At 47.0% G+C, this 25,190-nt stretch carries 19 protein-coding genes; 13 read left to right on the top strand and 6 right to left on the bottom strand.

All coding sequences use genetic code 11. The features are described 5' to 3' along the window. Positions 1-43: 43 nt before the first annotated feature. The 3 genes from BLQ88_RS28780 (at position 44) to BLQ88_RS28790 (ending at position 1,719) form a co-directional block, all read left to right on the top strand. The gene (locus BLQ88_RS28780; protein WP_090156474.1) at positions 44-436 is read left to right on the top strand and encodes a hypothetical protein; all 393 of its coding nucleotides are present in this window, start codon (positions 44-46) and stop codon (positions 434-436) included. Between the two features lie 160 nt (positions 437-596). Continuing rightward, positions 597-1,181: a Crp/Fnr family transcriptional regulator gene (locus tag BLQ88_RS28785; protein WP_310590157.1), complete on the top strand. Its 585-nt coding sequence runs from the start codon at positions 597-599 to the stop codon at positions 1,179-1,181. Positions 1,182-1,245: 64 nt separating this feature from the next. After that, the gene (locus BLQ88_RS28790) at positions 1,246-1,719 is read left to right on the top strand and encodes a DoxX family protein (RefSeq protein WP_090156475.1); all 474 of its coding nucleotides are present in this window, start codon (positions 1,246-1,248) and stop codon (positions 1,717-1,719) included. On the opposite strand, the gene BLQ88_RS28795 is transcribed toward BLQ88_RS28790, so the two are convergent. From BLQ88_RS28795 to BLQ88_RS28810, 4 genes are all read right to left on the bottom strand, one after another. Further along, entirely contained in the window at positions 1,709-2,263 is a 555-nt protein-coding gene (locus tag BLQ88_RS28795; protein ID WP_218132961.1) for a helix-turn-helix domain-containing protein, read from the bottom strand. The genes BLQ88_RS28790 and BLQ88_RS28795 overlap by 11 nt on opposite strands. A gap of 17 nt (positions 2,264-2,280) precedes the next feature. Then, positions 2,281-2,640, bottom strand: coding sequence for a hypothetical protein (locus BLQ88_RS28800; RefSeq protein WP_090156477.1), 360 nt, complete (start codon positions 2,638-2,640; stop codon positions 2,281-2,283). 203 nt (positions 2,641-2,843) lie between these two features. Beyond that, on the bottom strand, positions 2,844-3,365 hold the full coding sequence (locus BLQ88_RS28805) for a methyltransferase domain-containing protein (RefSeq protein WP_090156478.1): 522 nt from the start codon (positions 3,363-3,365) through the stop codon (positions 2,844-2,846). A gap of 39 nt (positions 3,366-3,404) precedes the next feature. Next, positions 3,405-3,851, bottom strand: a complete 447-nt coding sequence (locus BLQ88_RS28810) for a nuclear transport factor 2 family protein (protein ID WP_090156479.1) — start codon at positions 3,849-3,851, stop codon at positions 3,405-3,407. A 202-nt stretch (positions 3,852-4,053) separates the two neighbouring features. Here BLQ88_RS28810 and BLQ88_RS28815 point away from each other — a divergent pair, with 202 nt between their 5' ends. The 4 genes from BLQ88_RS28815 (at position 4,054) to BLQ88_RS28830 (ending at position 9,796) form a co-directional block, all read left to right on the top strand. Then, the gene (locus BLQ88_RS28815; protein WP_090156480.1) at positions 4,054-4,824 is read left to right on the top strand and encodes an SDR family oxidoreductase; all 771 of its coding nucleotides are present in this window, start codon (positions 4,054-4,056) and stop codon (positions 4,822-4,824) included. A gap of 130 nt (positions 4,825-4,954) precedes the next feature. Further along, complete coding sequence (locus BLQ88_RS28820) at positions 4,955-6,919, top strand: glycoside hydrolase family 97 protein (RefSeq protein WP_090156481.1); 1,965 nt, start codon at positions 4,955-4,957, stop codon at positions 6,917-6,919. Between the two features lie 123 nt (positions 6,920-7,042). Beyond that, positions 7,043-8,056 carry a beta-propeller domain-containing protein gene (locus BLQ88_RS28825; RefSeq protein WP_090156482.1) on the top strand — a complete coding sequence of 338 codons (1,014 nt, stop codon included), beginning with the start codon at positions 7,043-7,045 and terminating at the stop codon, positions 8,054-8,056. Positions 8,057-8,077: 21 nt separating this feature from the next. Continuing rightward, positions 8,078-9,796, top strand: coding sequence for a PQQ-dependent sugar dehydrogenase (locus BLQ88_RS28830; RefSeq protein WP_176885148.1), 1,719 nt, complete (start codon positions 8,078-8,080; stop codon positions 9,794-9,796). Between the two features lie 145 nt (positions 9,797-9,941). On the opposite strand, the gene BLQ88_RS28835 is transcribed toward BLQ88_RS28830, so the two are convergent. Together BLQ88_RS28835 and BLQ88_RS28840 are read right to left on the bottom strand one after the other, a co-directional pair. Further along, positions 9,942-12,755 (bottom strand): glycoside hydrolase family 2 TIM barrel-domain containing protein, encoded by a 2,814-nt coding sequence (locus BLQ88_RS28835; protein WP_090156483.1) that lies wholly within the window; start codon positions 12,753-12,755, stop codon positions 9,942-9,944. Positions 12,756-12,817: 62 nt separating this feature from the next. Further along, positions 12,818-14,026: a PQQ-dependent sugar dehydrogenase gene (locus BLQ88_RS28840; RefSeq protein WP_090156484.1), complete on the bottom strand. Its 1,209-nt coding sequence runs from the start codon at positions 14,024-14,026 to the stop codon at positions 12,818-12,820. Positions 14,027-14,310: 284 nt separating this feature from the next. On the opposite strand from BLQ88_RS28840, the gene BLQ88_RS28845 reads away from it, so the two are divergent. From BLQ88_RS28845 to BLQ88_RS28870, 6 genes are all read left to right on the top strand, one after another. After that, positions 14,311-14,898, top strand: a complete 588-nt coding sequence (locus BLQ88_RS28845; RefSeq protein ID WP_090156485.1) for an RNA polymerase sigma factor — start codon at positions 14,311-14,313, stop codon at positions 14,896-14,898. A gap of 87 nt (positions 14,899-14,985) precedes the next feature. Continuing rightward, positions 14,986-16,140, top strand: a complete 1,155-nt coding sequence (locus BLQ88_RS28850; protein ID WP_090156486.1) for a FecR family protein — start codon at positions 14,986-14,988, stop codon at positions 16,138-16,140. Between the two features lie 165 nt (positions 16,141-16,305). Next, on the top strand, positions 16,306-19,641 hold the full coding sequence (locus BLQ88_RS28855) for a TonB-dependent receptor (RefSeq protein WP_218132962.1): 3,336 nt from the start codon (positions 16,306-16,308) through the stop codon (positions 19,639-19,641). 19 nt (positions 19,642-19,660) lie between these two features. Beyond that, on the top strand, positions 19,661-21,442 hold the full coding sequence (locus BLQ88_RS28860) for a RagB/SusD family nutrient uptake outer membrane protein (RefSeq protein ID WP_090156488.1): 1,782 nt from the start codon (positions 19,661-19,663) through the stop codon (positions 21,440-21,442). A 423-nt stretch (positions 21,443-21,865) separates the two neighbouring features. Continuing rightward, a complete protein-coding gene (locus BLQ88_RS28865) occupies positions 21,866-22,810 on the top strand; it encodes a DUF4249 domain-containing protein (RefSeq protein WP_176885149.1) in 945 nt (314 codons plus the stop codon). Continuing rightward, on the top strand, positions 22,807-25,143 hold the full coding sequence (locus BLQ88_RS28870; RefSeq protein WP_090156490.1) for a TonB-dependent receptor: 2,337 nt from the start codon (positions 22,807-22,809) through the stop codon (positions 25,141-25,143). The genes BLQ88_RS28865 and BLQ88_RS28870 overlap by 4 nt, the downstream gene beginning before the upstream one ends. Positions 25,144-25,190: the final 47 nt, after the last annotated feature.

A 25,190-nucleotide genomic window follows, 5' to 3' on the forward strand; every position in this document is an offset into this window, starting at 1 on the left:
GACTATTTTCCTGACGGGGCTCATTTGCGGTAGCCTGGATTGTATGGCGGCACTGCTGCTTTTTACTTCATTCACCAAACAGAAACCGGCGGCGCTCTTTCTGTATATTGCCAGCGCCGCTTTCGGGCCCAAAGCGTTTCGCGGCGGACGCAGGATGGTGATTTGGGGGATCGGGTTTCATTTCCTGATCGCTCTTATATGGACCGCGTTGTACTTTCAAATTTTTACGCCGGTGCTGCCGGATCAAACTCCGATTGTATTAAATGCGGTCAGTTATGGGATCATTATCTGGTTGGTCATGAATCTTGTCATACTTCCGCTTTCGAAGGCGGAGCGCAGGCCATTCTCGCTCCCGCTGGCCATCATCAACATGCTTATTCTGATCATTGCGATCGGCATTCCTTGCGCCTATGTCGCAAGGCATTTTGTAGAATAAAAATAGTTGACCAGCAGCCGCCATATGCCGGTAGGAATCAGCCTGCCGGCATCATATGGACAAGTAGTTGAACGGATTGGGCTAAAAGATGACAGGGTCCTATCAATCCATTTCTTCCAAGTTATGGCGGTAACTCCCAAGATTGTAAATTAGCTACCCAATGTCCATCATGCAGCAGATCCGCGATTATTTCGAACGCATTACACCGATGTCCGACCAGGAGTGGGATTTCTTTTCTTCCAGGCTCGTCCGGCAATCGTTCCCTAAAAAGGTAATGATCCTCAAAGCCGGGGAAGTCGAAAAATACCTTTCCTTCGCCGAAAGCGGGATGTTGCGGTATTTCTTGCGTCGCGGTAAGGAAGAGCTCGAAGAGATTACCTACGATTTTTCCTTCGCGGGCGAGTTTGCAAGTGGGTACAGCTCTTTGGTTACCCAATTGCCGGCGCCATTCTTTGTCGAGTCGCTTACGCCGGTGACGCTCTGGCGTATCAGTTTTGAAGATCTGCAAGAAGTTTACGCACATACTCAGGTCGGCAACCGTATCGGGCGATACGCGGCCGAGCAACTATTTCTGGAAAAGGCGAAAAGGGAACTGTCGTTTCTGGCCGAATCGGCTGAGGAGCGTTATCTGCATTTGCTTACCGGCCAGCCGCAACTGATCCGCCAAATCCCTTTGAAATATCTGGCGTCCTACATCGGCGTCACGCCACAGGCATTGAGCCGCATCCGCAAGCGCATTAGTTAACCTGGGTTCATTTTCCGGCAAATACATAATCCCGAATTTTGTATCAAACAAAACCACAACGACTATGAAACCGGAAATAATTCTAATTGCAGCGACGCTGATCACATTGGTGATCAACAAATTGCGCAAGGGTACATATGAACCCGCCTACGCTGCGCGCACCGGCATGGCCGCAATGCTTATCCTGACAGGGATCGGACATTTCCTTTTCACCAAAGGCATGACTATGATGTTACCCGCATTCCTGCCAGGCAAGGAGCTAATCGTTTACCTGACCGGCATCGCTGAATTTTCGGCCGCCGCAGGTTTGCTTACGGATCGTTACAGAACCGTCACCGCCTGGACCGTAATCGCTTTTTTCATCCTGATCACCCCGGCAAATATTTACGCCGCGTTGCACCACGTTAACCTGCAAAAGGGAACATACGGTGGGCCTGGGCCGGAGTACCTGTGGTACCGGCTTCCGTTACAGCTCTTCTTTATCGCCTGTGTATATTTCTCGGCGCTCACCAGGAACGACAAACTTGCTAATGCTTAGGTACTTGCCTGGCTATTTCAGCCGGCGAGCGGTTGAACTGCTTTTTGAAAGCGACCGAGAAGTGCGACAGGCTTTTGAATCCCAGGTCCAGATAAATGTCGGCTGGCTTGTGGCCCTTTTTTTCGAGTAGCAGGTAGGCTTCCTGTAATCGTTTCTTGACCAGCCATTTGCCGGGCGCGTCGTGGAAGATTTCCTTAAAATCACGCTCAATAAAGCTGGTGATCAGGCGGTCTTCCCTTATTTCAATAAATGAGTCGGGCTTAGTCACATTTGATTTTTGAGATTGATGCTTCTTTTGAAATTCTTTCAGGAAGGGCTCATCAAAGCAAAACAGCACGGGTTCGAAGGAGCCTTCACCCGGCAGTAGCTCGTACCTTGCCAGCCTGTTTTTACGGGCTATGAAAGCATCCCCGGCCCTGAAAACGTAGTTGCGGGCGCCGTCAAACACACGAAGTGCCCCCTGTGAGATGAAAATAAAAAGATGGTCTGGAATAAACTGCTCGCTCAGGATATTCGCGCCGGGATTATCGATAATGGCCCTCACGATGCTGATTGTTTAAATTACTGAACTTCACGCGCCAATGGGTGGCCTAAATAGATCAGCGCCAGCGGCATCATCACGAAAGGGATTTCAATTAATGCGAATTTATAGTTTCCCGCTTTTAAAGCGAATGCCATCATCAGAACCAACATAAGCGCCCTGATCGTATTTCCGACAAAGAACGTTTGGGGAAAAAGAATGAGTATCGCCGACCCGATGGAGACGGCACCGATAACCAGCCGCATCGTGTCTGTGATGCCCAGGGAGGTCATCATTTCCAGGTATTGGGGCGAGGGCTTTTGAAAAGCGCGCGAGCCGTGGGTGATACCGAAATAGACGGTAACCAGGATCAGGATGCCACTGATGATTTTAATAGTCATAACGAAATCGATTTAGATGAGGTTGTGTTGGATCATGGAATCTACGGCAGCCAGAATCGTGTACAGTCCAATTTTACTTTATTCAGCGGTCCAAATTTTCAGGAAGCAGTCCACTGAATTTCTCTTCGTATTTACCGGATACCACGTACTAATCTTCTTGCATCGAAACCAGTTTCGTCAATTCTCACTGATAGTTTGACAGATTAGCGCTCACCTGTTGCAATAGCTCCGTATAGCTTTCTGGCTCCGTACAGCGATGGGCGTTCACCTAACTTCCATGCATCGTACCCTAAACCGCTAAACATTGCCCTTAGGCTGATAAAATCGATAGGATAGGGCACCCAGGGGTTTGAGCTGAGCGTATCATATTCTACGATTAGAAACCTCTTATGCGTCGCAAAACATTTTTCCAGACGCTTTATCAAACTTTCTTTGTCCCTGACGTAGTGAAGTGAATTGGCTAGCAGGATGCCGTCGAGTGCGAACCTATCACAAGAGATTGATTCGAAGTCGGCTTGTAAAAATTCAACGGTAACCTGATTGCCGATTGTTTTCTCGAACTGCTGCGCCTGTTTGTCAACGCCAATGATATGGCTACCGGGCGCCAACATGGTCGCCAAAGCGGTTGTAAATGTACCATTACAACATCCTAAGTCCATCCACCGCTCAGGATTTTCATTGTCTACTTCAAATTGAATAAGTCCGATCGCCTCGCTATTGGTCATTTGTAACTGAAAAATAGATCATTGAAATAAACTACATTGTTAAACGAGTTTGTCTTCCAGGCGTTTGATTGCCTGACTGGGCAAGTCCGTATCGCCACTTTGGTTAAGAAAGTTAAACTTGAATTCACAAATCAACCAATCACCATTCATAAATTCAACTTTCACGTCATACGTGCCTTCCACAGACCAGATTCGGTCATTCAAGTAATGGTCCGCTTTACCGTCCAGGTGGACTATGGCAGAATTTTCTCCGAATTCCATCTGAAATCCACCCAACTGGTGTTTTGTGCTGTCAAACCCCGGCAAAAAAGCCGACCACTGTCTGATAATCTCCTCACGGGTCAATACCGCAGCGGGCAGACCGGTCATTGACGAATAGTCTAGCAAGACTTTTTCACTAAATGTTGCCTCAACCACCCGCCAATCACGGGCGTCAGTGCCTGAAAATAGGCGCTCAATTTGTCTTATAATTTCCTGCTTGTTCATTTGAAGAGTAGTTTGCTTTTCGTTTCGTGCCAGACAATATACTTATGAAAAATGCGATTGTCACATCAGATTTCATGTCGGCGACCGTCCAAGGAACAAACTGATTTGTCTTAGAGGTTCGTACAATCATTTCAACTTATAGAATCAGATTAAGTAATAGTATGGAATGGGTTACAGCGACTTTCTTGCAGAAACTTAAAATATGAAAAGCGGGATAGCGATAGTAACCGGCGCCAGCAGCGGCATAGGTGCTCAAACGGCCATCAGACTTGCCAATGACTTTACCGGCATTGTTCTCGTGGCAAGGCGCAGCGAGCTACTGGAACAGACTGCTGGCGAAGTTCAGGGCAAGGGAGTGACGGTACACACGATTGTCGCCGATCTTCATCAGCCGGAGGCTGCAGAAGACATTGTCCGCCAGACTATCGACCGGTTTGGCCGGATCGATGCTTTGGTCAATATCGCCGGGGCTGTACCGCAAATGAATGTACTTCAAATGACCGACCAGCAGTGGGACGACAGCATGCAGGTTAAATTCCATAGCGCCAGAAGGCTTGCGGTCCATGCATGGCCACTCCTGATGCAAACCAGCGGCTCGGTGATATTTGTGTCGGGGACCGCGGCCGAAAATCCCAAACCCAATTCGGCGGCGATCGCTTCGATCAATGCGGCCATCAATGCATTAGCCAAGGCATTTGCCGAGCAGGGGATTCAGGATGGGGTTCGGGTGAATGCAGTCCTTCCCGGGCCTATCTGGACGGACAGAAGAAAAGCTTTTCTTGAAAAATCGGCAGCCGCTTCCGGCGCTGATCAGGAAGAAGTTTCACAAAAATTGCTGGCCCAGTTCGGAATAGCAAGATATGGTGAGCCGTTGGAAGTCGCTGAGCTGATCGCTTTCCTGCTTTCTCGGCAAGCCAGGTTCATTACCGGCACCGCGATTCGCATTGATGGAGGGGAGGTGAAAGGCATTTAAGATCGGCGGCGCATTAAAGTGGACGTTTTGCCAAAAAGAATGCACGTTTGCGTCGCCCGGAATACCTTTTCAAGCCTGAGATTTGCACTATTCCTTTAAGTTTTTGAAGGGTATTGTAATCATCTTAAATATGCATCTGTTTACCCGCATTGCTGTTTGTATCAGCATCTCTCTATGTCTTTTTGCGCCTGTTTATGGAAAGCAGGAAACGTTTGAACTAAAATCTCCCGATGGGAAGCTTAAAGTTTCCATCGTTATCGAGGATAAAATACTTTTTACGATTTCCGACCAGGACGAGCCGATACTTCGGAATAATGAATTGTCCCTTTCGCTCAGAGACGAAGTTCTGGGCAATAATCCGCAGCTTGTCAATGCTAAAAAAACGAAAGGCGAAGATCTGATAAAGCCCTTCGTCGCTTTGAAGTATTCGTCGGTCAGGAATGCGTACAACGGTTTGGTCCTGAAATTCAAACATGATTTCTCAGTGGAATTCCGGGCTTTTGATGAAGGTGTCGGCTACCGGTTTATCACTTCAAAAAAAGGGGAGATTGAAGTTACCGATGAGCAGGTTGCTGTTAATTTTCCATCCGAGTATACCCTGCATTTACAGCAGAACAAGGGATTTAAAACAGCTTACGAAGAGCCATACCAGCATATCGAGTCGACGTCCTGGAAATCTACCGATCCGATGGCTAACCTGCCCGTGCTGATTGATACGAAAAAGAAGCACAAAATTTTGGTCAGTGAATCCGACCTGTCGGACTATCCCGCGCTTTTTTTCAAAGGAACGGGAAACAATGGAATGGCCGGCGCTTTTCCGAAAGTCCCGCTGGAATTTGGTCCGGATGGAGACCGCAGTCAGAAAATATTAAAATCAGCAGACTACATCGCAAAAACTTCCGGTACCCGAAATTTCCCTTGGCGCTATTTTGTCATAACCTCCGACGATAAGCAGCTGCTGGAAAATACCATGACTTTAAAACTGGCCGCAAAAAGTGAAATTGCCGATCCGACATGGATTAAGCCCGGTCAGGCGAGCTGGGAATGGTGGAACGACGCGACGCCTTACGGCCCGGATGTTAATTTCGAATCCGGTTATAACCTCGATACCTACAAATACTACATCGATTTCGCCTCAAAGTTCGGGATCAAATACATCGTCATGGACGAAGGGTGGGCAAAAAGCACGACCGATCCGTACACGCCCAATCCTAAGGTAGACGTGAAGGAATTGATTCGCTACGGCAAGACCAAAAACGTGGATATCATCCTGTGGCTCACCTGGCTGACCGTCCATAACCATATGGATCTTTTCAAGACATTCCAGGAATGGGGGATAAAGGCGGTTAAGATCGACTTCATGGATCGCAGCGACCAGTGGATGGTCAACTATTACGAGAATGTAGCCAGGGAAGCGGCTAAATATCAGATCATGGTGGATTTCCACGGCTCGTTCAAACCTGCCGGCCTGGAATATAAGTACCCGAACGTGATCTCTTACGAAGGGGTAAGGGGATTGGAGCAAATGGGTGGTTGTACGCCGGACAACAGCATTTATCTTCCGTTTATGCGCAATGCCGTCGGGCCCATGGATTTCACGCCGGGCGCGATGCTGAACATGCAGCCGGACGTTAACCGTGGAACCCGTCCGAATGCAACCGGCATTGGCACCAGGGCCTATCAACTTGCATTGTATGTGGTGTTTGAAAGCGGCGTTCAAATGCTGGCAGACAATCCAACCCTTTACTACCGCAATCAGGAATGCACCGAGTTTATCACCCGTGTGCCAACCACCTGGGACGAAACCAAGGCGCTGGCAGCGACGGTCGGAGAGGTGGCAGTGGTTGCCAAACGTAAAGGAGATAAGTGGTTCATCGGAGGTATTACAAACGGCAAAGAAAAGCAGCGGGCGATTGAGCTGGATCTGGGCTTTCTCGACAAAAGTAGAACCTATTCGATGACCTCTTTCGAGGATGGGATCAACGCCGGGAAGCAGGCAATGGATTACCGCCGGAATGTGAAACAGGTGAAAGCTGCCGATAAGATAACGATCAAAATGGTGCGTAACGGCGGCTGGGCTGCGGTTCTTGAATGACCATCCTCGCCCCACCTGATTGCGCAGATTGCCGTCTTGCGGGAGGAACTACGGAAAGGCCGTTATTCTGGTAATGCAAGCATATCCAGAAACAGTGCTATCACATTTAAATAGGCTTTAATCATGAAAATCCTGCTTACCCGGCGTGTTGCCGCCTTGCGAATCCTGGTTATTTCAATCCTGACTTGTTTGGGCAGTCAGGCAACGGCGCAGACAACAAACAACAAAGCGCCCGTCGCGCCGGCCAGCCTGCCTGGCAATGGCCTCAAACGGTTTGACTTCTTTTATGCGGGCGAAGCAAAATCGCGGAATATGTACATCATTAAAGGTGGGCAGATCACATGGTCGTACATCGACACGACGGGGAGAGGGGAGATCAGCGATGCGATATTGATGCGGAACGGGGACATTTTATTTGCCCATCAGTATGGTGTGACTCTTATCAACAAGGATAAAAAAGTGCTTTGGAAATACGAAGCGCCGGAAGGATTTGAGACGCACACGGCGCAGCCGGTAGGGAAGGATCATGTGGTACTGGTACAGAACGGCAAGCCTGCCAAAGTCTTTGTGTATAATATCAAGTCAAACAAGGCGGTAAAGGAGTTTGAATTGCCTTTCAAAAGCGGTACGCATGGGCAGATCAGGCACGCCCGCCTTACGGCAGAGGGCACGTTGCTAGTCGCGCACATGGATTTGGGCAAGGTCAATGAATACGATCTGAATGGAAAGCTGCTTTCTTCCATCGACGTGCCGAGCGTCTGGTCGGCGGTTCCCCTCAAAAACGGGAATCTGCTGACGGCGAGCAATGAAAATGTGGTGAGGGAAATCACCCGTACGGGCAAGGTAGTGTGGGACTACCCGCTAGCGGGCGTTGATGCCTATAAAATCACCAACCCGCAGATCGCCGTCCGGCTACCGAATGGTAACACGCTGATCAATAATTGGTTTAACCAATGGAGTGGCAAGCTCGATGTGAGTAATGCGCCGGTGCAGGCCATTGAAGTGACGCCCGACAAAAAGATCGTTTGGGCGCTCCGCTCATGGTCCGCCCCGGACTTGGGCCCTTCCACAACCATTCAGCTGCTCGACGATCCGAACAATACCTACGAGACTGTTCATTTCGGTGATATCAAGTAAAAATTTAGTATTCCAACCTCAATGCCAATCTACAATAGTCAGACGAAGAACCGATGCTTTACTGCATTGCTCGTAACATTGCTTCTTTCAACAACAGCACTCACATCATTTGATCGTCGTGCGGAAAAGCCCAGCGAATTGCCGAATTCCGGCCTGACAACACCGCAAGGCTTTTCAGCGATTAAACTTATTGAAGGGATCGGCAAAGTCAGGCACTTGATCGTCACGCCGAAAGGACATATTTATGCACGCCTCGCGCGACCGATTAACGGGCAGGGAACATTGGTTTTAAGCGAAAGCGATGGGAAAGCGATCGTAAAAGCAGGTTTTGGCAACTACGGCGGAACGGGCGTTCATCTTTATAACGGCTATCTGTATACTTCATCCAATTCAGAGATATTCCGCTATAAGGTGGATGAAAATGAACAGGTGATCAATCCCGACGAGCCGGAAGTGATCGTTACCGGGCTGGTGGATAAAGGAACCCATGAAACCAAGTCGATCATGATGGACAATAGCGGAAATATGTATATTCCAATCGGTTGCCCCTCTAACTCGTGCCAGATTGAAGACAGAAAGAAAGGATCGATGGGACAGCCGGGCTGTCCTTTGCTGGAAACCTCCGGCGGGGTTTGGAAATTTAGTCCCAACAAGCTCAACCAAACTTATGCAGACGGAGTGCGCTACGCCACGGGACTGCGGAATGTGGTAGCCGTTGACTGGAATAACCAGACCAACCAGCTCTATGTGATGCAGCACGGGCGCGACCAGCTCGACAATCTTTTTCCCAACTTGTACAACAGCAAAGACAATGCGGAACTACCTGCTGAATGTATGTACGCGCTCAAAAGCGGCGATAATGCGGGCTGGCCTTTTATTTATTATGATCCCGTCAAACAGAAAAAAATACTTGCGCCCGAGTACGGCGGTGACGGCAAAAAGGAGGGGAGCTCCGAATATATCGACCCGGTAGCGGCATTTCCCGCGCACATGGCCCCTAACGACATTCTTTTTTATACGGGCAATCAATTTCCGTCCAGGTATAAAAATGGCGCTTTCATTGCCTTTCATGGCTCCTGGAACCGAAGCCCGGAACCACAGGCCGGTTATTTCGTAGTATTCCAACCGTTTAAAAATGGCAAGCCGTTTGGCAAATGGGAGGTTTTCGCGGACGGTTTTTCAGGATCGCCGGAAAAGACGGCTTCGGGCAGGGCTGATCATCGCCCTTGCGGACTGGCACAAGGGCCGGATGGTTCGCTTTATGTGAGCGATGATTCGAAGGGGGCGATCTATAAAATTACATACAGCAAAACGCATTCAGGCAAGCCCGTTGCAACTGCATCTGCAAGCGTTCCTTCCCGAAAGCCCGGTAAGAAATCGCCTCCGCAAAGCGTGCCAGCTGCGATCAGGTCGTCCTATCAGGCCGGACAGGCGATTTACAGCAAGCATTGCCTGGTATGTCACCAGGCGGATGGCGGCGGGGTCCAGAACCTGAATGCGCCGCTGGTCAGAACCGATTATGTGCTGGGAAATAAGAACCGGTTGATCCGGGTCATATTAGACGGAATGGGGGGCGTGGACGTGAATGACGAAAGATATACCAATGTAATGCCTTCACACAGCTTTCTGACCGACAAGCAGATCGCCGATGTGTTGACCTATGTGCGCAATAGTTTCGGCAATAAGGCCAGCGCCGTTACCCCTGCCGAGGTAACGACTGCTCGCAAAACACACGAATGACGGCTGACCGATGTTTCCGGGCAGAAAAAGCACAGGCAGCCGTAACGGAGTGGGCTATTGACCAAACATGGTTGTCGAGTGCCCATTGCTATCTGGTCAGTTTGTGAAAGGGTATGGCGCCTGCATTACCTTTTGCAGTTCCATTTCAGTGGGTCTTTGAAAAATCGAATCTTAAAATTCTTTTTACCGGTGTGCCATTCAGCATCGTATTTTTCTGGCTCTGTGGCCCCATTTGGTCGGCATCCTGAAACTTGGTACCGATGGCACTGATGTTGTCGAGGAATCCGAATGTAGATTCAGGAAATGGCGGGCTCGTCTTATCATTACCGGCTGCCTTAGGTTTGCTGGGGCTCATCATTTGCAAGAAGACAGGCTCGTCACTGTACACCGTGATATTACCCTCTCTGGTTTCGATAACTACCCACTTCACCTCGGAATGAAATCCTTTGAACTCCGGTGAAATGAAGTTTTCGCCTGTGACAGCGTCGTTGTAGGCTTTATGCCAAACGCCGTATTTAAGGCCTCTCAGCCTGTTTTTCCAAACCCGGTAGGGTCCTCTGCCCAGCCATTTCATGCCGGTGACATTCTCTTGTGGATAATCGAAAGTTACACCCATAAAATCGGCCGCGCCCCGCTGCGAGTACTCGTACGTTAGTTCTGCGGGCTGGCCGGATGCAAAAAGCCAATGCGCTGTAAATGAATTGCCGTCGCCTTGGTAATGCGCCTCGACTTCGTAACCCCGTGATCCGGCAAAATGTCTGAACGATTTCAGAGGTAATTGTTTTCCGGCCAAACGGGGGCCACCCGTCAGGGATATGTCGCCGGCAGGTCTGCTCACCTTTGCCAGATAGCCTGTCGTTTTATCAAAAGTATAGGTTATGCTGCCGGCTTTCAATGCCAGCGCCGCAGCTGTTTCGCTGGGCTGAAGGGTTTCTGCCTGCATTTGTGTTGACAGCGTATGATCGGGATTTTCAGATTGAGTCGGGATAGTCCAGGACCATGTAAACAGCTCTTTACCATTGGGATCCGTTGCGGTGAGATAGAGCGCCTCGCTTTTGCGCCAGTCACGGGGGAGGTTCAGGTTCAGGTTTCCGGTTTGGCCCGCCGGGAGGGATATGGGCTGCGGCTGCCCTGTATGATTGACAATGGCCTGCGCGGTGGTGTCGGCAGAGTTCGGGAACGAGACCAATTGCCACGAAAACTTGCATTGACTTAAATCCGTGAAGGAATAGTGGTTTTCAACGGTGATATTGCCGTCGAAATTAGGTGAAAGCTGCTTGCGGGTAATGCGGACGGGCGACCAGATTTCCTTGATCGTGTAAAAACTCGCCTCTTTTTCGTAATGCGGCCCTACTATGCCGTCCGGGGCGTAGTTGCCGAACACGTCGATGACCTTGGGTTGACCCGGCAGCTGTTTGTCAGTTCTAACTACGCCTTCATCCATGAACACCCATAAAAAGCCGCCGGCACCATGCGGATGTTTGAGCATTAGATCCCAAAAATCATCCAGACCGGCCCCGTGCCCGCCGTCGAACAAACCGTGCATGAATTCGGTAGGCATTAGAATGTCCCGGTCGTAGAGCACCGAGTTGGCCATATAGCCGTAATCGGGGTAATGCTTTGTGTCAAATCCGTTGAAGCGTTCCCAGGGATGTAGCACGGTACGTTTTTGGGGATCATATAACGCGTAATCGCCGTCCAGCGCGCGATTCCATCCACCCTCGTTGCCATTGTCCCAAAATAGAATGGACGGGTGGTTTACATCGCGGATGACCAGTTCCTTCAAAAGTTTTCGCCCGGCGATCGTGTCATATTTGTTTTGCCAGCCCGTCAGCTCGTCCAGCACGTACATGCCCAGCGAGTCGCATACATCCAGAAAATGGATATCGGGCGGATAATGGGACATCCGAACCGCATTCATATTCATAGCTTGCATGAGCTGCACATCCTTGATGCTAACTGCTTTACTTGTCGTCCGACCGGTTTCTGGCACAAATGTGTGCCGGTTGACTCCCCGAAGCACGACCTTCTTGCCATTGACATATAATCCGTCATTCTTGACCACTTCGACGGTGCGGAAGCCGAACCGTTGGGTAAGCGTATGCAGCAGCTTCCCCTGCTGATCTGTTAGCGAAACCCGGACCTGGTACAGATTCGGGGTTTCTGCATTCCACAGTTTGACGTCGTGAAACACCTGCTTCAAGTTTACCGCCGTGTCCGGGCGATTTATTTTTGCTAAGAACGGCTCACCGACATTATGCCCGTTCAGTGTCTGGACCTGTGCCATCAGTTGCTGCCCCGCATGAGCTGTTGTAAATACATCCAACGAGAAATGCCCGTTTGCCTTCGCGTCAACTGCAATACGGTCAATGAATTGCCTGGGCTTAATTTCCAGGTATACAGGCCGGTAAATCCCCCCGAATGCCCAGAAGTCGCCGTGACGCTCGGCAACATCGACCGACCGGTTGGCCGACTCCTTGTGAACCGTCACTTCCAGCAGGTTGCTGCCTTTTTTGATGAACGGGGTGATCTCGTATTCAAACTGGGTAAAGCCGCCCTGGTGAGTGTTTCCCACGGATTTACCGTTAATTTTTACGTCGGTATCGGTCATCGAACCCTGAAAGACGATCATTACCCGTTTGGATTTCCAGTCGTTGGGGACCTGAAATGAGTGCCGGTACATGCCAACTTCGTCTGCCTTGGTGCTGTCTTTCCGGTTTTCCACGCCATAGGTATATTTACCGAAGCCCTGAAATTCCCAGTTTGATGGTACGGCAATCTTCGTCCATTTGCCGCTGTTCTGGCCTTTGCTGCAAAAGAAATCCCATAAAACGGTTTGATCCTTATCGGTTCCGGAAAGATAGACTCTCTGACTTTGCTGGGCCAAACCTGCATTAGCCATTCCGAGCAGCAGCAAGCTGCACAATTTTAGCATACGAAGCTGCTTGATTTTGAACATATAAGGGAAATTGAAGGGATGGGAAAAGTTGTTGTAATGGTGTCAGAATGCAAAATGAATGGTTACGGGACTATTTTGTAAACAGCTCCTTTGCCGCTTTCCAGATGAACGGTGAGCATATAAAGCTCGCCATGCTGGTCCTCGCCAAAGCTGTACACGTGCCAGTAGCCGACTTCGCGCGAGATCGGCAGCTTCTTGCGGTTCCAGGTTTTTTCTCCCGAGTTGGTCAGTTGCCATACCGGGCCGGTCCAGTCGGCGAAGATGTATTTGCCCACCAGTCCGGGAATGGCCTTTCCGCGGTAGACATAACCACCCGTCACACTAAGGCCCTCGCTGTGGGAGTATTCACTGATCGGGTCTACCAGGTTACCAGGCGCGGGGTCGGTTGCGTTGTGAATGTGCATACCTTCCCGTATCCGCCAACCGTAATTAGCACCCTTTTTGATCAAATTGATTTCTTCGAACTTGTCCTGGCCTACTTCGCCCGCAAAGAGCTGGCCTGTCTTGCGATCAAAGGAGATCCTCCATGGGTTGCGGAAGCCGTAAGCAAATATTTCCGGCATTGCCGGGCGACCGTCGGCGGTTTTCTTTCCAGCAAAGGGATTGTCTTTCGGGATCCCATAGGGTTGCTGGTTCACGTCGATCCGCAGAATTTTTCCCATTAGTGAACTTAAATCTTGTCCATTACCGATCTGTCCATGCAAGTCGTGCTGCCCGCCACCGTCACCAATGGGGATATACAAGTACCCATCCGGACCGAATTTCAAATCCCCTCCGTTGTGGCTGGGATCAGGATCGTCAACTTTAAGCACTATACGCATTGTCGCGGGGTCGACCTGGCCGGTATTTTTCGAAACCGTGTATTCCCTGATTTGTTGTTGATTATTGACGCCCTCCGTTCGCGGAACCGGCGCGCTGCAATACACATAAAACTTACCATTAATGGCAAAGTCAGGGTGGAATGCCAGGCCCAGCAAGCCTCTTTCGTCGTAGCCTGAATTTTTGACGACTTCCCTGGAAATATCCAGAAAAGGTTCCGGCCGCAGTTTACCGTTATCAATTATACGTATCCGGCCTTCTTGTTCGCATATGAATATTCGTTGGGATTTCCCGCCGGGTTCAACGGCAAAAACCGTGGGATGAGAGAGCTCGTCGGTGATTAGTTTCAGGTTAATACCGACCGGACTTTCGGGTGTTGATTGTTTCGTCGGCGAAGCAATTAACAGACCGGCAAACAGGAGTGAGGCAACAGGCTTAATGTAAAGAATCATTTTGTACCAATTTGAAAAAGGCTACAAATAACCTGCTTTCATCCGAATGGCGCGTGACGTAAACGTCCATACTTTTTTCCGAAACGTACAGTTTTTTCACATAGTTGGAAATCGGCCGGTTTTCTAAAAAGGCGAACAATGTATAAATGATAGTTATTCAGGTTTAATGTATACCTTCGGCATATTTTGATTGCTAAAAACGAAAATCTCCACATGCCATCCTCTACATGGCATTCTATTTTAAACCTGACAAAGAATAATTGCTTAAGTGCAGCTCTGGTCGAATGATTGCAGACAAATCCGATATCGAACTGTGGGAGCTATTTACCTCCGGAAGCCAGACCGCATTCGGCCGGCTATACGATAAGTATGCAGATCTGTTATATGCATTTGGACTGCGTTACACGTCAGATACGGATATGGTGAAAGACTGCATTCAGGATCTTTTCATCGATCTTCTTCATTACAGAGACGAACTGGCTAAGGATGTGAATGTACGCTACTACCTTCTAAAAAGTTTTAAAAGGAAATTGTACACAGCGAGTAAGAAGGCTGCCATTTTTAGTCTGAACGAATGGGATCTGGATGACAAGGTGGTATCCAGGTTTTCGTTCAGCGCTGAACAAGATATAATCGGTGATGAAAGACAGCTGGAAATGCTGCAAGCCCTGGCAGTGGAAATTAACAAACTTCCCGAAAGACAGAAGGAGATACTGTACCTGAAATTTACACACAACCTGGATTACGAGGAAATAGCCTCGATGATGCAAATCTCTGTTCCCACGTGCAGAACGTTTGTTTATCGTGCGATTAAGGAACTTCGCGGCAAGCTGGAAATTAGTGCCATACTGCTGATTTTGTGGACTTTATAGAATTGTTTTATTCTTTTTGTTAAAAAAAATCATATTTGAAGTCTATATTTTGCGGTCTTCTTTCTCTTTCAATAAATTTTGGTTTCCATGGAAGAGGAAGATTACGACGACTTACAAAATCATTCAGAAAATGACCCCGATCTGACGGGTCCGGAAAGCGTAATTGCGGATAACACGAGAATGCTGTTCGAATCGGCCCCCCAGGAAAAATTGCCTGCGGGCGAGAAAGACCGGATCTGGAACCGGGTAATAGCGTATGCTCAGATACCGAAAGCGGATACCGGGAAAAGGCTTTTCAGGCTTGCAAGCTGGTATCGCGTAGCTGCCGTCGTTACCCTGGTTTTGTTAGCAGGAGTAGGGTATAAGCTATTGAAACGTCCGGCTAGCGATGTAATGAAACAAGCCGCAGCATCAGTCTCTATCGAATCCACAGAGACCCGTCTCATGCTGGCAGATTCCAGAACTATTAATTTGAAGGGTGAAAATTCTGATGTTGTTTATCAACATGACCTAATCAGAATCGACTCTTCCGGTGTCGAAAAAAATGTAAGCCCTGCTCAAAAACATGGTTTGAACACACTGGTTGTTCCTTACGGCAAGAGATCAAGAATTACCTTATCTGACGGGACAAAGATCTGGCTCAACTCCGGCTCCAGACTTGTATACCCATCTGAATTTGCAGAAGGAAACCGGGAAGTTTACCTGGATGGTCAGGCCTATTTTGCGGTAGCGCATGACACAGATCGCCCATTTTATGTTCAGACCGACCATATGGACATCAAGGTACTTGGGACGGAGTTTGACATCAGCTCTTACGGAGATGATAACAAGGTATCTGCCGTATTGGCGAAAGGAAGTATAGAATTGCTTACTCAAAAGGATTCATTCTGGGGTGGACAAAGATCCAAGATGGTGCCCGGTACCCGCGCCGTTTACGACGAAATTTCCAGACGGGCGCAAATTGACAAAGTGAATGTCGACGAATGTATCTCCTGGAAAGACGGCTACCTGATTGCCCATCATCAAACGTTGAACGAGGTCTTCAAGAAATTATCCCGCTACTACAAATACGATTTCACCATACGGGACGCGGAAGTAGGTTTGGAAACATTTTCGGGCTATCTGGATCTTCATGAGGATATAGACCAGATGGTCATCAGCCTGGCTGACGCTACATCATTGAAATATCACAAATCAGAAAGGAGGTTAATATTCGAAAAGAAAGATATATCACCTGAATAAAAACGGAAGACGCGGCTACGTCTCCCGTTAGAATGCACTTGCAGGCAAGCAAGTGATTTTTAAACAATTGTGTTCAACAAATGTCCATTCAAATTTATGAAAAAATTTGACCAGTCGGGGTATTGCCCTTTGGGAGAATTCGACCCACAAAAATTAATCAGGATTATGAAGCTGACAGTGTTGCTGTTATGGATCGGAATGATGGGTGTGCACGCTACCGGATACTCCCAAAAAGGAAAGATAAGCGTCAAAATAAAAAACGGAACTTTAACAACTCTTTTTAACAAGATTCAGAAGGACACCGATTACAGAATTTTCTACAAGGATAATCTTCTCAATAAGGCTGCTGAACTGAAAGTAAATCTGGATCTGGAGAATGTGGAAGCGACCACGGCACTTGACCAGGCATTAAAAGGAAGCCGGCTGGATTACAAAGTAAACGGCAGACAAATATCGATTGTCGAAAGAGAACCTGAAAATGAAAACTTCCGAGGCTTACCGGAGAAGACTGGGCTGGTTGAACAAAAAAGCATCCTGCTTTTTGAGATCACAGGTGTGGTCAGAGATCAAAAAGGAACTGCATTGGCCGGCGCTACCATAACGATCAAAGGATCCACGAAAGGGACAACAACAGATGCGAATGGGGCTTTTAAACTTAATGCGGAGAAAGGGGAAATTCTGGTTTTTTCATTCATAGGTTATCTCGGCAAGGAGGAAATCGTAGGGGATAAAACTACCTACGAAATAGAACTGGCCGAAGATGCAGCGGGATTGGAGGAAGTAGTCGTAGTAGGTTTTGGGACACAAAGGAAAATCACAACGATCGGTGCCCAGTCCACGGTCTCTGTTGCAGATTTGAAGCAGCCCGTCCGCAACTTGACGACGGTACTGGCCGGACGCATTTCCGGTGTTATTTCCGTCCAGCGAAGCGGGGAGCCCGGATACGACAACGCATCCCTTTGGGTTCGCGGCGTTTCAACTTTTACCGGCACAAGTCCGCTCGTACTGGTCGACGGTGTCCAACGTGATTTCGCTAATATCAACCCTGAGGATATTGAAAGTTTTTCGATACTGAAAGATGCATCCGCGACTGCCGTGTATGGCGTCAGGGGTGCCAATGGGGTGATTCTTATCAACACAAAAAAAGGAAAGGCCGGCCGGCCGCAAATCAATGTCGGTTTGAGTCAGGGTGTAACCTCATTTACAAAACTGCCCAAGTTTGTTGATGGCGCAACGTATATGGAGATGGTTAACGAAGCCAAGTCTACCAGAGGGAATCCCGTTTCCTATTCACAGGATGCCATCGATAAAACCAGGAGCGGGGAAGATCCCTATCTGTATCCGAATGTCAATTGGTTTGATGAAATTTTTAAAAAATACGGCAAGAACAGCCGGGTGAATTTCAACATCACCGGAGGCTCCGAGAATGCCGACTACTATATCTCAACATCCTATTTCAGCGAGGCAGGTTTGTTTAAAACCGATGGATTGTCCAGTTACAACTCGGCTATCAAAACAGACAGATATAATTTCACTTCCAATGTGAACCTGAATCTGACTAAAACTACAAAGCTGAGTCTGGGGATACAAGGGTATGTCATGAATGGTAATTTTCCGGGAACGGGTACCAATGACATATTCGGGTCAGCCATGCAGGCACCACCGGTCATTTATCCGGTCAAATATCCTGATGGAAAAATCGCAGGCCTTCAAGCCGGTTCTTCTGTCCAGAATCCTTACGATCAACTGACGCAATCCGGCTATGTAACTGAGTGGCGCAATCAGCTTTTGTCCAACATCCGGGTTAATCAGGATTTAGGTTTTTGGTTAAAGGGACTAAGCTTTACATCCATGTTTTCGTTTGACGCCTACAATCAGCACACACTCCGGCGCACAAAAACGTCCGATAACTGGCTGGCGACAGGAAGAAATGAGGCAGGAGATCTCGTTTACAATCAGACGAGAATCGGGAGCGAATATTTGGGTTATTCAAGAACGAACAGCGGTGACCGGCAATTCTACACGGAAAGCTCTCTGAATTATAACAAGAATTGGGAGAAGCACGGATTGGGTCTGATGTTGCTTTATAACCAGACAGACAAGGTGCCAGGCTTCGCAGACGATTTTATTCTGTCTCTTCCTTTCCGAAACAGAGGTATAGCGGGTCGCGGTACCTATTCCTTCGCAGACAGGTATCTGATGGAATTCAATTTCGGTTATAATGGATCGGAGAATTTTGAACCTTCCAGAAGGTATGGTTTCTTCCCTTCAATAGGGTTGGGATGGGTAGCTTCCGATGAGAAGTTTTTCAAGCCGCTTGCCAACGCATTTCAGCTCTTCAAATTCAGGTTCTCCCACGGCCAGTCGGGAAATAGCAATATCGATCCGGACAATACAAGGCGATTTGGCTTTATTTCTACGGTGAACAATAACAGCTCGTATACGTTTGGTAAATCCTATGACGATAAATTGGACGGTTTGGATATCGCTGAATACGCAGCCAGTGTGACCTGGGAAGTTTCAACCAAAACAAATTTTGGCTTAGACATACGCATGTTGAATAATGCCTTATATCTGCAATTGGATTACTTCAAAGAGCAGCGGGATGGCATATTTCTTCGGAGGTCGTCATTGCCGGCCACGCTAGGTTTGAGAAATAATCCCTATGGGAATTTAGGAGTTACAGAAAATAAAGGATTCGACGGCACGATTGAGTACAACAAACGAATCGGTAAAGTGGATCTTGGAGTGAGAGGCACATTTACCTACGCGAAAAACAAGGTGATCCAGGACGACCTGCCGCCATGGAAATACCCGTGGCTGGAACGGAAAGGCCAGAAGATAGGTCAGCGGTTCGGTCTTATCGCGGATGGGCTGTTTGAGACGGAGGATGAGATTAAAACGCATGCGACACAGGTAGGGAAAGTATTGCCCGGTGATGTCAAATTCAGGGACATCAACGGCGATGGAAAGATAGATGCATTCGATGAGATGCCGATCGGATATGGTTCAATTCCCGAAATCGTTTACGGATTTGGACTGACATTAGGTTATAAGAATTTCTCTCTTGCCGGCTTCTTCCAGGGCATCGGTAATGTAGATATCCTGTTAAGTGGAGAAGGATTTGTTCCTTTTCAGCAGGGTGGTAACCGCGGTAACCTTTTATCTGAAATTACCGACAGGTGGACACCTGAAAATCCAAACCCCGATGCTTTTTATCCCCGACTCACTTTTGGAGATGAGAATATGAATTACAGAACAAGCTCTCGGTGGGTACAAAACGGTCGTTATTTAAGGCTGAAAAACCTGGAACTGGCTTACAAGTTTCCGTCAAAGTGGTTTAACGCAATCGGCGTGAAAAATTCGAGAATTTATTTGCTTGGGTATAATGTAATGACTTTCAGCAAATTCAAATTGTGGGATGTAGAATTAGGGGATGGAAGAGGGGCCAGATACCCTAACCTTGTAAGCTATAATGTGGGTATCGATTTCAATTTCTGATTTTAAAAGGAGATATATCATGAAAAAATTCATATACAGTTTCTTGCTTATTACATGGTTGACTTCGTGCAGTGAAGATTTCCTTAACCAGGTACCCGACGACAGACTGTCAATCGACCAGGTTTTTCAGCGTCGCACTGAAACTGAACGTTATCTGTACGGAGCATATTCCTACATAAGGGACGAAGCAAATCAGTGGGCCAATAATCCTTGGACAGGTATGTCTGACGAAGCTGATATGACTTGGGCAAGAAGCGGTTTTGATACTTATTTTGCGAATATCGGCAGTTGGGACGCTACTTCTAATTTCTATAATTTCTGGACGCATTATTATCAGGGGATACGTACGGCAACCTATTTCATGCAGCGGGTGGGAGAGAATGCAGAGATTCTCCGACTGCCCGAGGGGAAGCAACTGATTACACAATATACGGCCGAAGCCAGAGCGTTAAGGGCATACTACTATTTTTGTTTGCTGCGGCAATACGGTCCGGTAGTGATTTTGAATAGTGACGAAGTTATTCCTCCTGATCAGCCTTTGGACGACGTACAGATTGCAAGAAGTTCATTCGATGAGTGTGTCAACTTTATTGTTTCCGAGTTGGATAAAGCGGCAAATGATCTGCCTGAATGGTATGGACAGGATCGGGAGTATGGCAGGATGACAAAAACTTTTACCAGCGCAGTGAAGGCGAGGTTACTTTTGTACGCTGCCAGCCCGTTGTATAATGGTAACGCCGAACTGGCCGGCATGAAGAATATTGATGGCAAGCAGTTGATAAGTCAGCAGTATGATGCAACAAAATGGAAGCTGGCTGCTGATGCTTCACGGGCGATTATAGACCTGAATCGTTTTACGCTCTTCAAGCAAAATAATGAGTCCGGGGTTGTTGATCCTTATTTATCTTGTCAAAATGTCTTGCTTACACCTTGGAACAGTGAAATCATATTTGCCAGAGTTGACAACGGCCTTCAGGATTGGGAACGACATGCGGCTCCGCGTTTTGGAGGAGGATGGAGCGGTATCGGGGTGACGCAAAATATGGTAGATGCCTACCATATGGCTAACGGTAAAAATATTAAAGAAGCGGGATCTGGATATGTTGAAGACGGCTTTTCAACGGCAGATGAAAAATACACCAAAGCAGGTACATACAACATGTGGACAAAGCGGGAGCCAAGATTCTATGTATCGGTGGTTTACAATGGTAGTCAATGGATGAACACATCTGATGGTATCAAAGTGGTGGAGATGTTCAATACCGGTAATACCGGCAAGGCTGGCTCCTACGATCATTCGGCTACGGGCTATCTGGTTCGCAAGAATGTGGATCCCAATTCCAATCCGCGTATCAACCGCTATTCCCGCCGCCCTTTGGTTATGTTCAGGTTGGGGGAGTTTTATCTCAATTATGCGGAAGCATTGAATGAAATCGAGCCCTCAAACCCTGACATTGCAAAATATCTAAATCTGATCAGGGAAAGAGCGGGCATTCCCAAGCTGGCCACCGGACTAACGCAGTCTCAAATGAGAGAAGAGATCCGAAATGAGCGCCAGGTTGAACTTGCCTTCGAATACCATCGGTACTTTGATACACGTCGCTGGAAAATTGCTGAGCGGACTGACGCCGGTCCGTTCTATGGTATGAATGTGGACGGGGGAAAAAGTGTGAATGATCCGGAATTTTATCAGAGAAAGGTTTTTGAAACCCGTATTTTCAAAAAAGCTTACTACTTTTTTCCGTTGCCTCAATCGGAGATTGACAGAAATAAAAATCTGATCCAGAATCCTGGCTGGTAATTATCTTAAATTAAAATCCCCAACACCAAAACAATAGGACGTTGTGTTCAATTCGGACTTTAATGACGTTCAAACAGCGCCGCCAATTTCTTCAAATCATCCAGCAAAAGATTCTACTTTTGTACCGTAGGATGAACTAGATTGAATAACAATAATCAAAGCCCTGCAAATGCTTCATTTGCAGGGCTTTGATGTAGTTGCCGGCATATCAATACATTCAAATTTTGCAAAATTTTGGTGAGCAAATCGAGAGCAAATTAAATGTCTAGTGTATTTTAAATCATCTTATTTTTACAACTTCAGGTACTTACGAAAAAATGAGGCAGGCTTTATTTCAATATCTCCTTTTTCTGGATCAAGAAGTGGCAACAACGTGGAAGAGATCAGTGTGTAAATGATTTGACTTTAAGTATATATATGACTATGAACATCAGGCGCTTTCTTTTTCTCTCACTAACATTCTTAGTCGGCTGTAAAGAACAAGACTTGGAAATGAGTGTTCCATACTCGGGCGACAAACTTGTTCTGTGGGGGAAACTTCAAGCCAATTCCTCATTCAAATTACAAGTCACGAAGACATTTAATCCGGTTGGAAATATTCCGAACGATGTTACGGTGAATAATGCCACCGTTGTATTGTATAAAAACGGAAAAATATACCTGACACTTTCGCATTCCGGTAAGGAGCCTGGGTACTATACATCCGATAGCGTGATTCAGGCGGGTGCCAGCTACTTTGTCAAGGTGTCAGCACCTTCGTTACCTACGGCGGAATCGGCTGTTGTGACTGTCCCCACCGAAATATCTGAGGTGACTGCAATACGGACACATGATGTTGTTCCTCGAATAAACCATCAAACTCCACAAGATTTGGTTACGCTATATCTTGCAAATGAAAATGCGATGTCTGGTAAGTATTATAGCATCAAGTTGATGAATTACTACAAAAGCGATACACTTTCCAGTTATCCTTATGCTTCGGCTGATAATATACCCGCCAATGAAGAGGATTGCCATACTTGGGGAACGGAACCGGAGAAGCCCAAATACAATGCGGTTATAAAAGCATATCTTTTTCCACAAAGCCGCGTCTTCCTAATGTCCGGCCAATGCTTGCCAGTACCGGCGATACCACTGAAATTTTATGTTGAAACGGCAACTGGCTACAATTATACTGACCGGGCGTTAAAAGTGACTGCGCGTATTGGTGTGGTTTCAAAAGAATACTTTGAATATGCGAAAATAGAAAACAAGCAACCGGAAGGTGTAGACCACTTGATACTTCCTCCACAGCGAGCACTAACCAATGTCAAAAATGGCTACGGACTTATTTTTTCGTCCAGTGAAAAAACCATAGAGCTACTATGAACCAGCCGTTTACATATATTTTCATTTTGCTGTTTATTTCCATTGCGCAGGCTTTTGCGCAAAAAATTACTGTAAGTGGAACGGTTCGTGATGCTGCAAGCGGCGAATTGCTTATCGGAGCTTCTGTTAGCGATAGCATTGCGGGAACGGGAGTGCAAACTAATGCTTATGGCTTCTTTAGTATTGAAGTTCCTTCTACTGGGCATCATCTTAAAGTAAGCTATGTAGGTTATTCCCCAACTCAAATAACCAGCATTTCCGACCTTGGTTTTCCTTTGGAAGTAAAGTTGTATCAGCAAAATAACCTCAATGAGATAAGCATCAGGGAAAACAAGAATTTCAGTGCACCTATCGGGAGTTTGTCAATTCCTATTCACAGAATTAAGGCGTTGCCGGCATTACTTGGTGAAGTTGATGTCCTAAAAGCTTTAAGTTATACCCCTGGTGTTTCCACCGGTACAGAAGGAAGTGCGGGACTATACATTCGCGGTGGAACCCCGGATCAAAATTTGATTCTACTGGATGAAGTACCTGTATACAATGTCATGCATTTAGGCGGGTTTTTCTCAGTATTCAACCCGACTTCTTTAAAATCAGTAGATCTGTACAAAGGTGCATTTCCAGCCAGGTACGGGGGCAGGCTTGCCTCCGTTATCGATCTTACGATGAAAGATGGGAACAATCAGAAATTCGGTGGGGAAGTCGGGATAGGACTGCTAAACCAAAAACTTACGCTGGAAGGGCCTCTCATTAAAAATAAAGCATCCTTTATCATATCAGGTCGCGTTTCGACATTAGGGCTTACTTCTCTATTCAGTTTACGTAAGAAGCCCAGGTCTGGCACAGGAGAGGAGCGTGTGTATCGCTTTTATGACCTAAATGCGAAGTTCAATTACCAGATCAATAAAACGGATCAAGTGTATATTAGTCTTTACAATGGCTTTGATCGATTCAAATATACCGAATGGAGTGCCAGCGGTAATGGTAAAGAAACGGAAACAGCCATCGGGAACAATTGGGGAAATACGACGGCGACACTCCGGTACAGCAAAGTATTCTCTCAAAAACTTTTCGCAAGATTTGCTGTCCTGTATTCGAAGTACACCAGCGAATTCACGAATGATTTCCAAGACAAAAATATAGATGAACAACCTGTAAATTTTTATAGGCATACCAATGCTGGTGTAAGCGATTGGGGAGCTAAAATCCAGTTTGACTATTTTCCGATGAATCGAATTGGCTTGAAGTTTGGTGTCGATGGCACACGACATTCATTTAGCCCGTTTGTAACGAAAAGCAATTACAACGGATTGTTCGACAATTCCAAAGAAGGTCGGCTTCCCGCGTATCAGATGGATTTATATGTTGACGCAGATATCGCTGTAATTTCGGGCATCCGGCTTAATCCCGGCTTACGTTATAGTATTTATAAAGTAAGCGGACGTACATTCCATAATCCGGAGCCACGGCTCGGATCAAGCTATTCCCTTTCGAACAACTGGAAACTGAAAGCGGGTTTCTCGGTGATGAATCAATACCTCCACCAACTGACCAACAACGGCTTCGGATTCGGTTATGATGCGTGGGTTCCTTCTACGGATAAGGTGGTGCCTTCCAGGGCCAGGCAATTATCACTAGGATTGTATAAAATTTTTCCACACTCAGGCTGGGAACTATCGCTCGAAGCATATGTTAAAAGGCAGAAAAATCTGATTGACTATCCCGATGGTACCAATTTCACCGGTTTGCTGGCCGATTCCTGGGATTCAATTGTTATTAAAAATGGGATAGGTAGGGGAAAAGGATTGGAGTTTATGGTCGCCAAAAACATCGGTAAGTTTAAGGGGTCGCTTTCTTACACCTTGTCCAAATCTGAGCGAAAGTTTACAGGCATAAATGATAATACGTGGTTTCCAATGAAGTATGACAGGCGGCACAACGTTTCGCTTACCGCCGGCTATGCGATTGGAAATAAATGGACGCTCAATAGCGCGTTTATTTATCAAACAGGACATGCTGTTACATTACCTGTGGCCGCCACATTGACGGAAAATAATTCTGACCCCAAATTTATATACGACTATCGGAATAACGGAAGGGTGCCGGGTTTCCATAGATTGGATATTGGTGCTGTCAAATCTTTAACCACTGCCCGCAAACGCAATGCTGAGCTGGGGATTGGGCTATACAATGTTTATAACAGAAAAAATCCTTTATACCTTGACCTTAAAATTCAGCGTAGTAATACTGATTTCAAGCCGACAGGAATTTCAATCAAGCAAGTTTCTTTTCTCCCAATACTGCCTTATATAAGCTACACTTTGAAATTTTAGCTGCATTTGTAGCAAATTGGAAGAAATTTGCTCTTTTTACTGTTCAT

The sequence above is a fragment of the Dyadobacter soli genome (assembly GCF_900101885.1).
Taxonomy (GTDB): domain Bacteria; phylum Bacteroidota; class Bacteroidia; order Cytophagales; family Spirosomataceae; genus Dyadobacter; species Dyadobacter soli.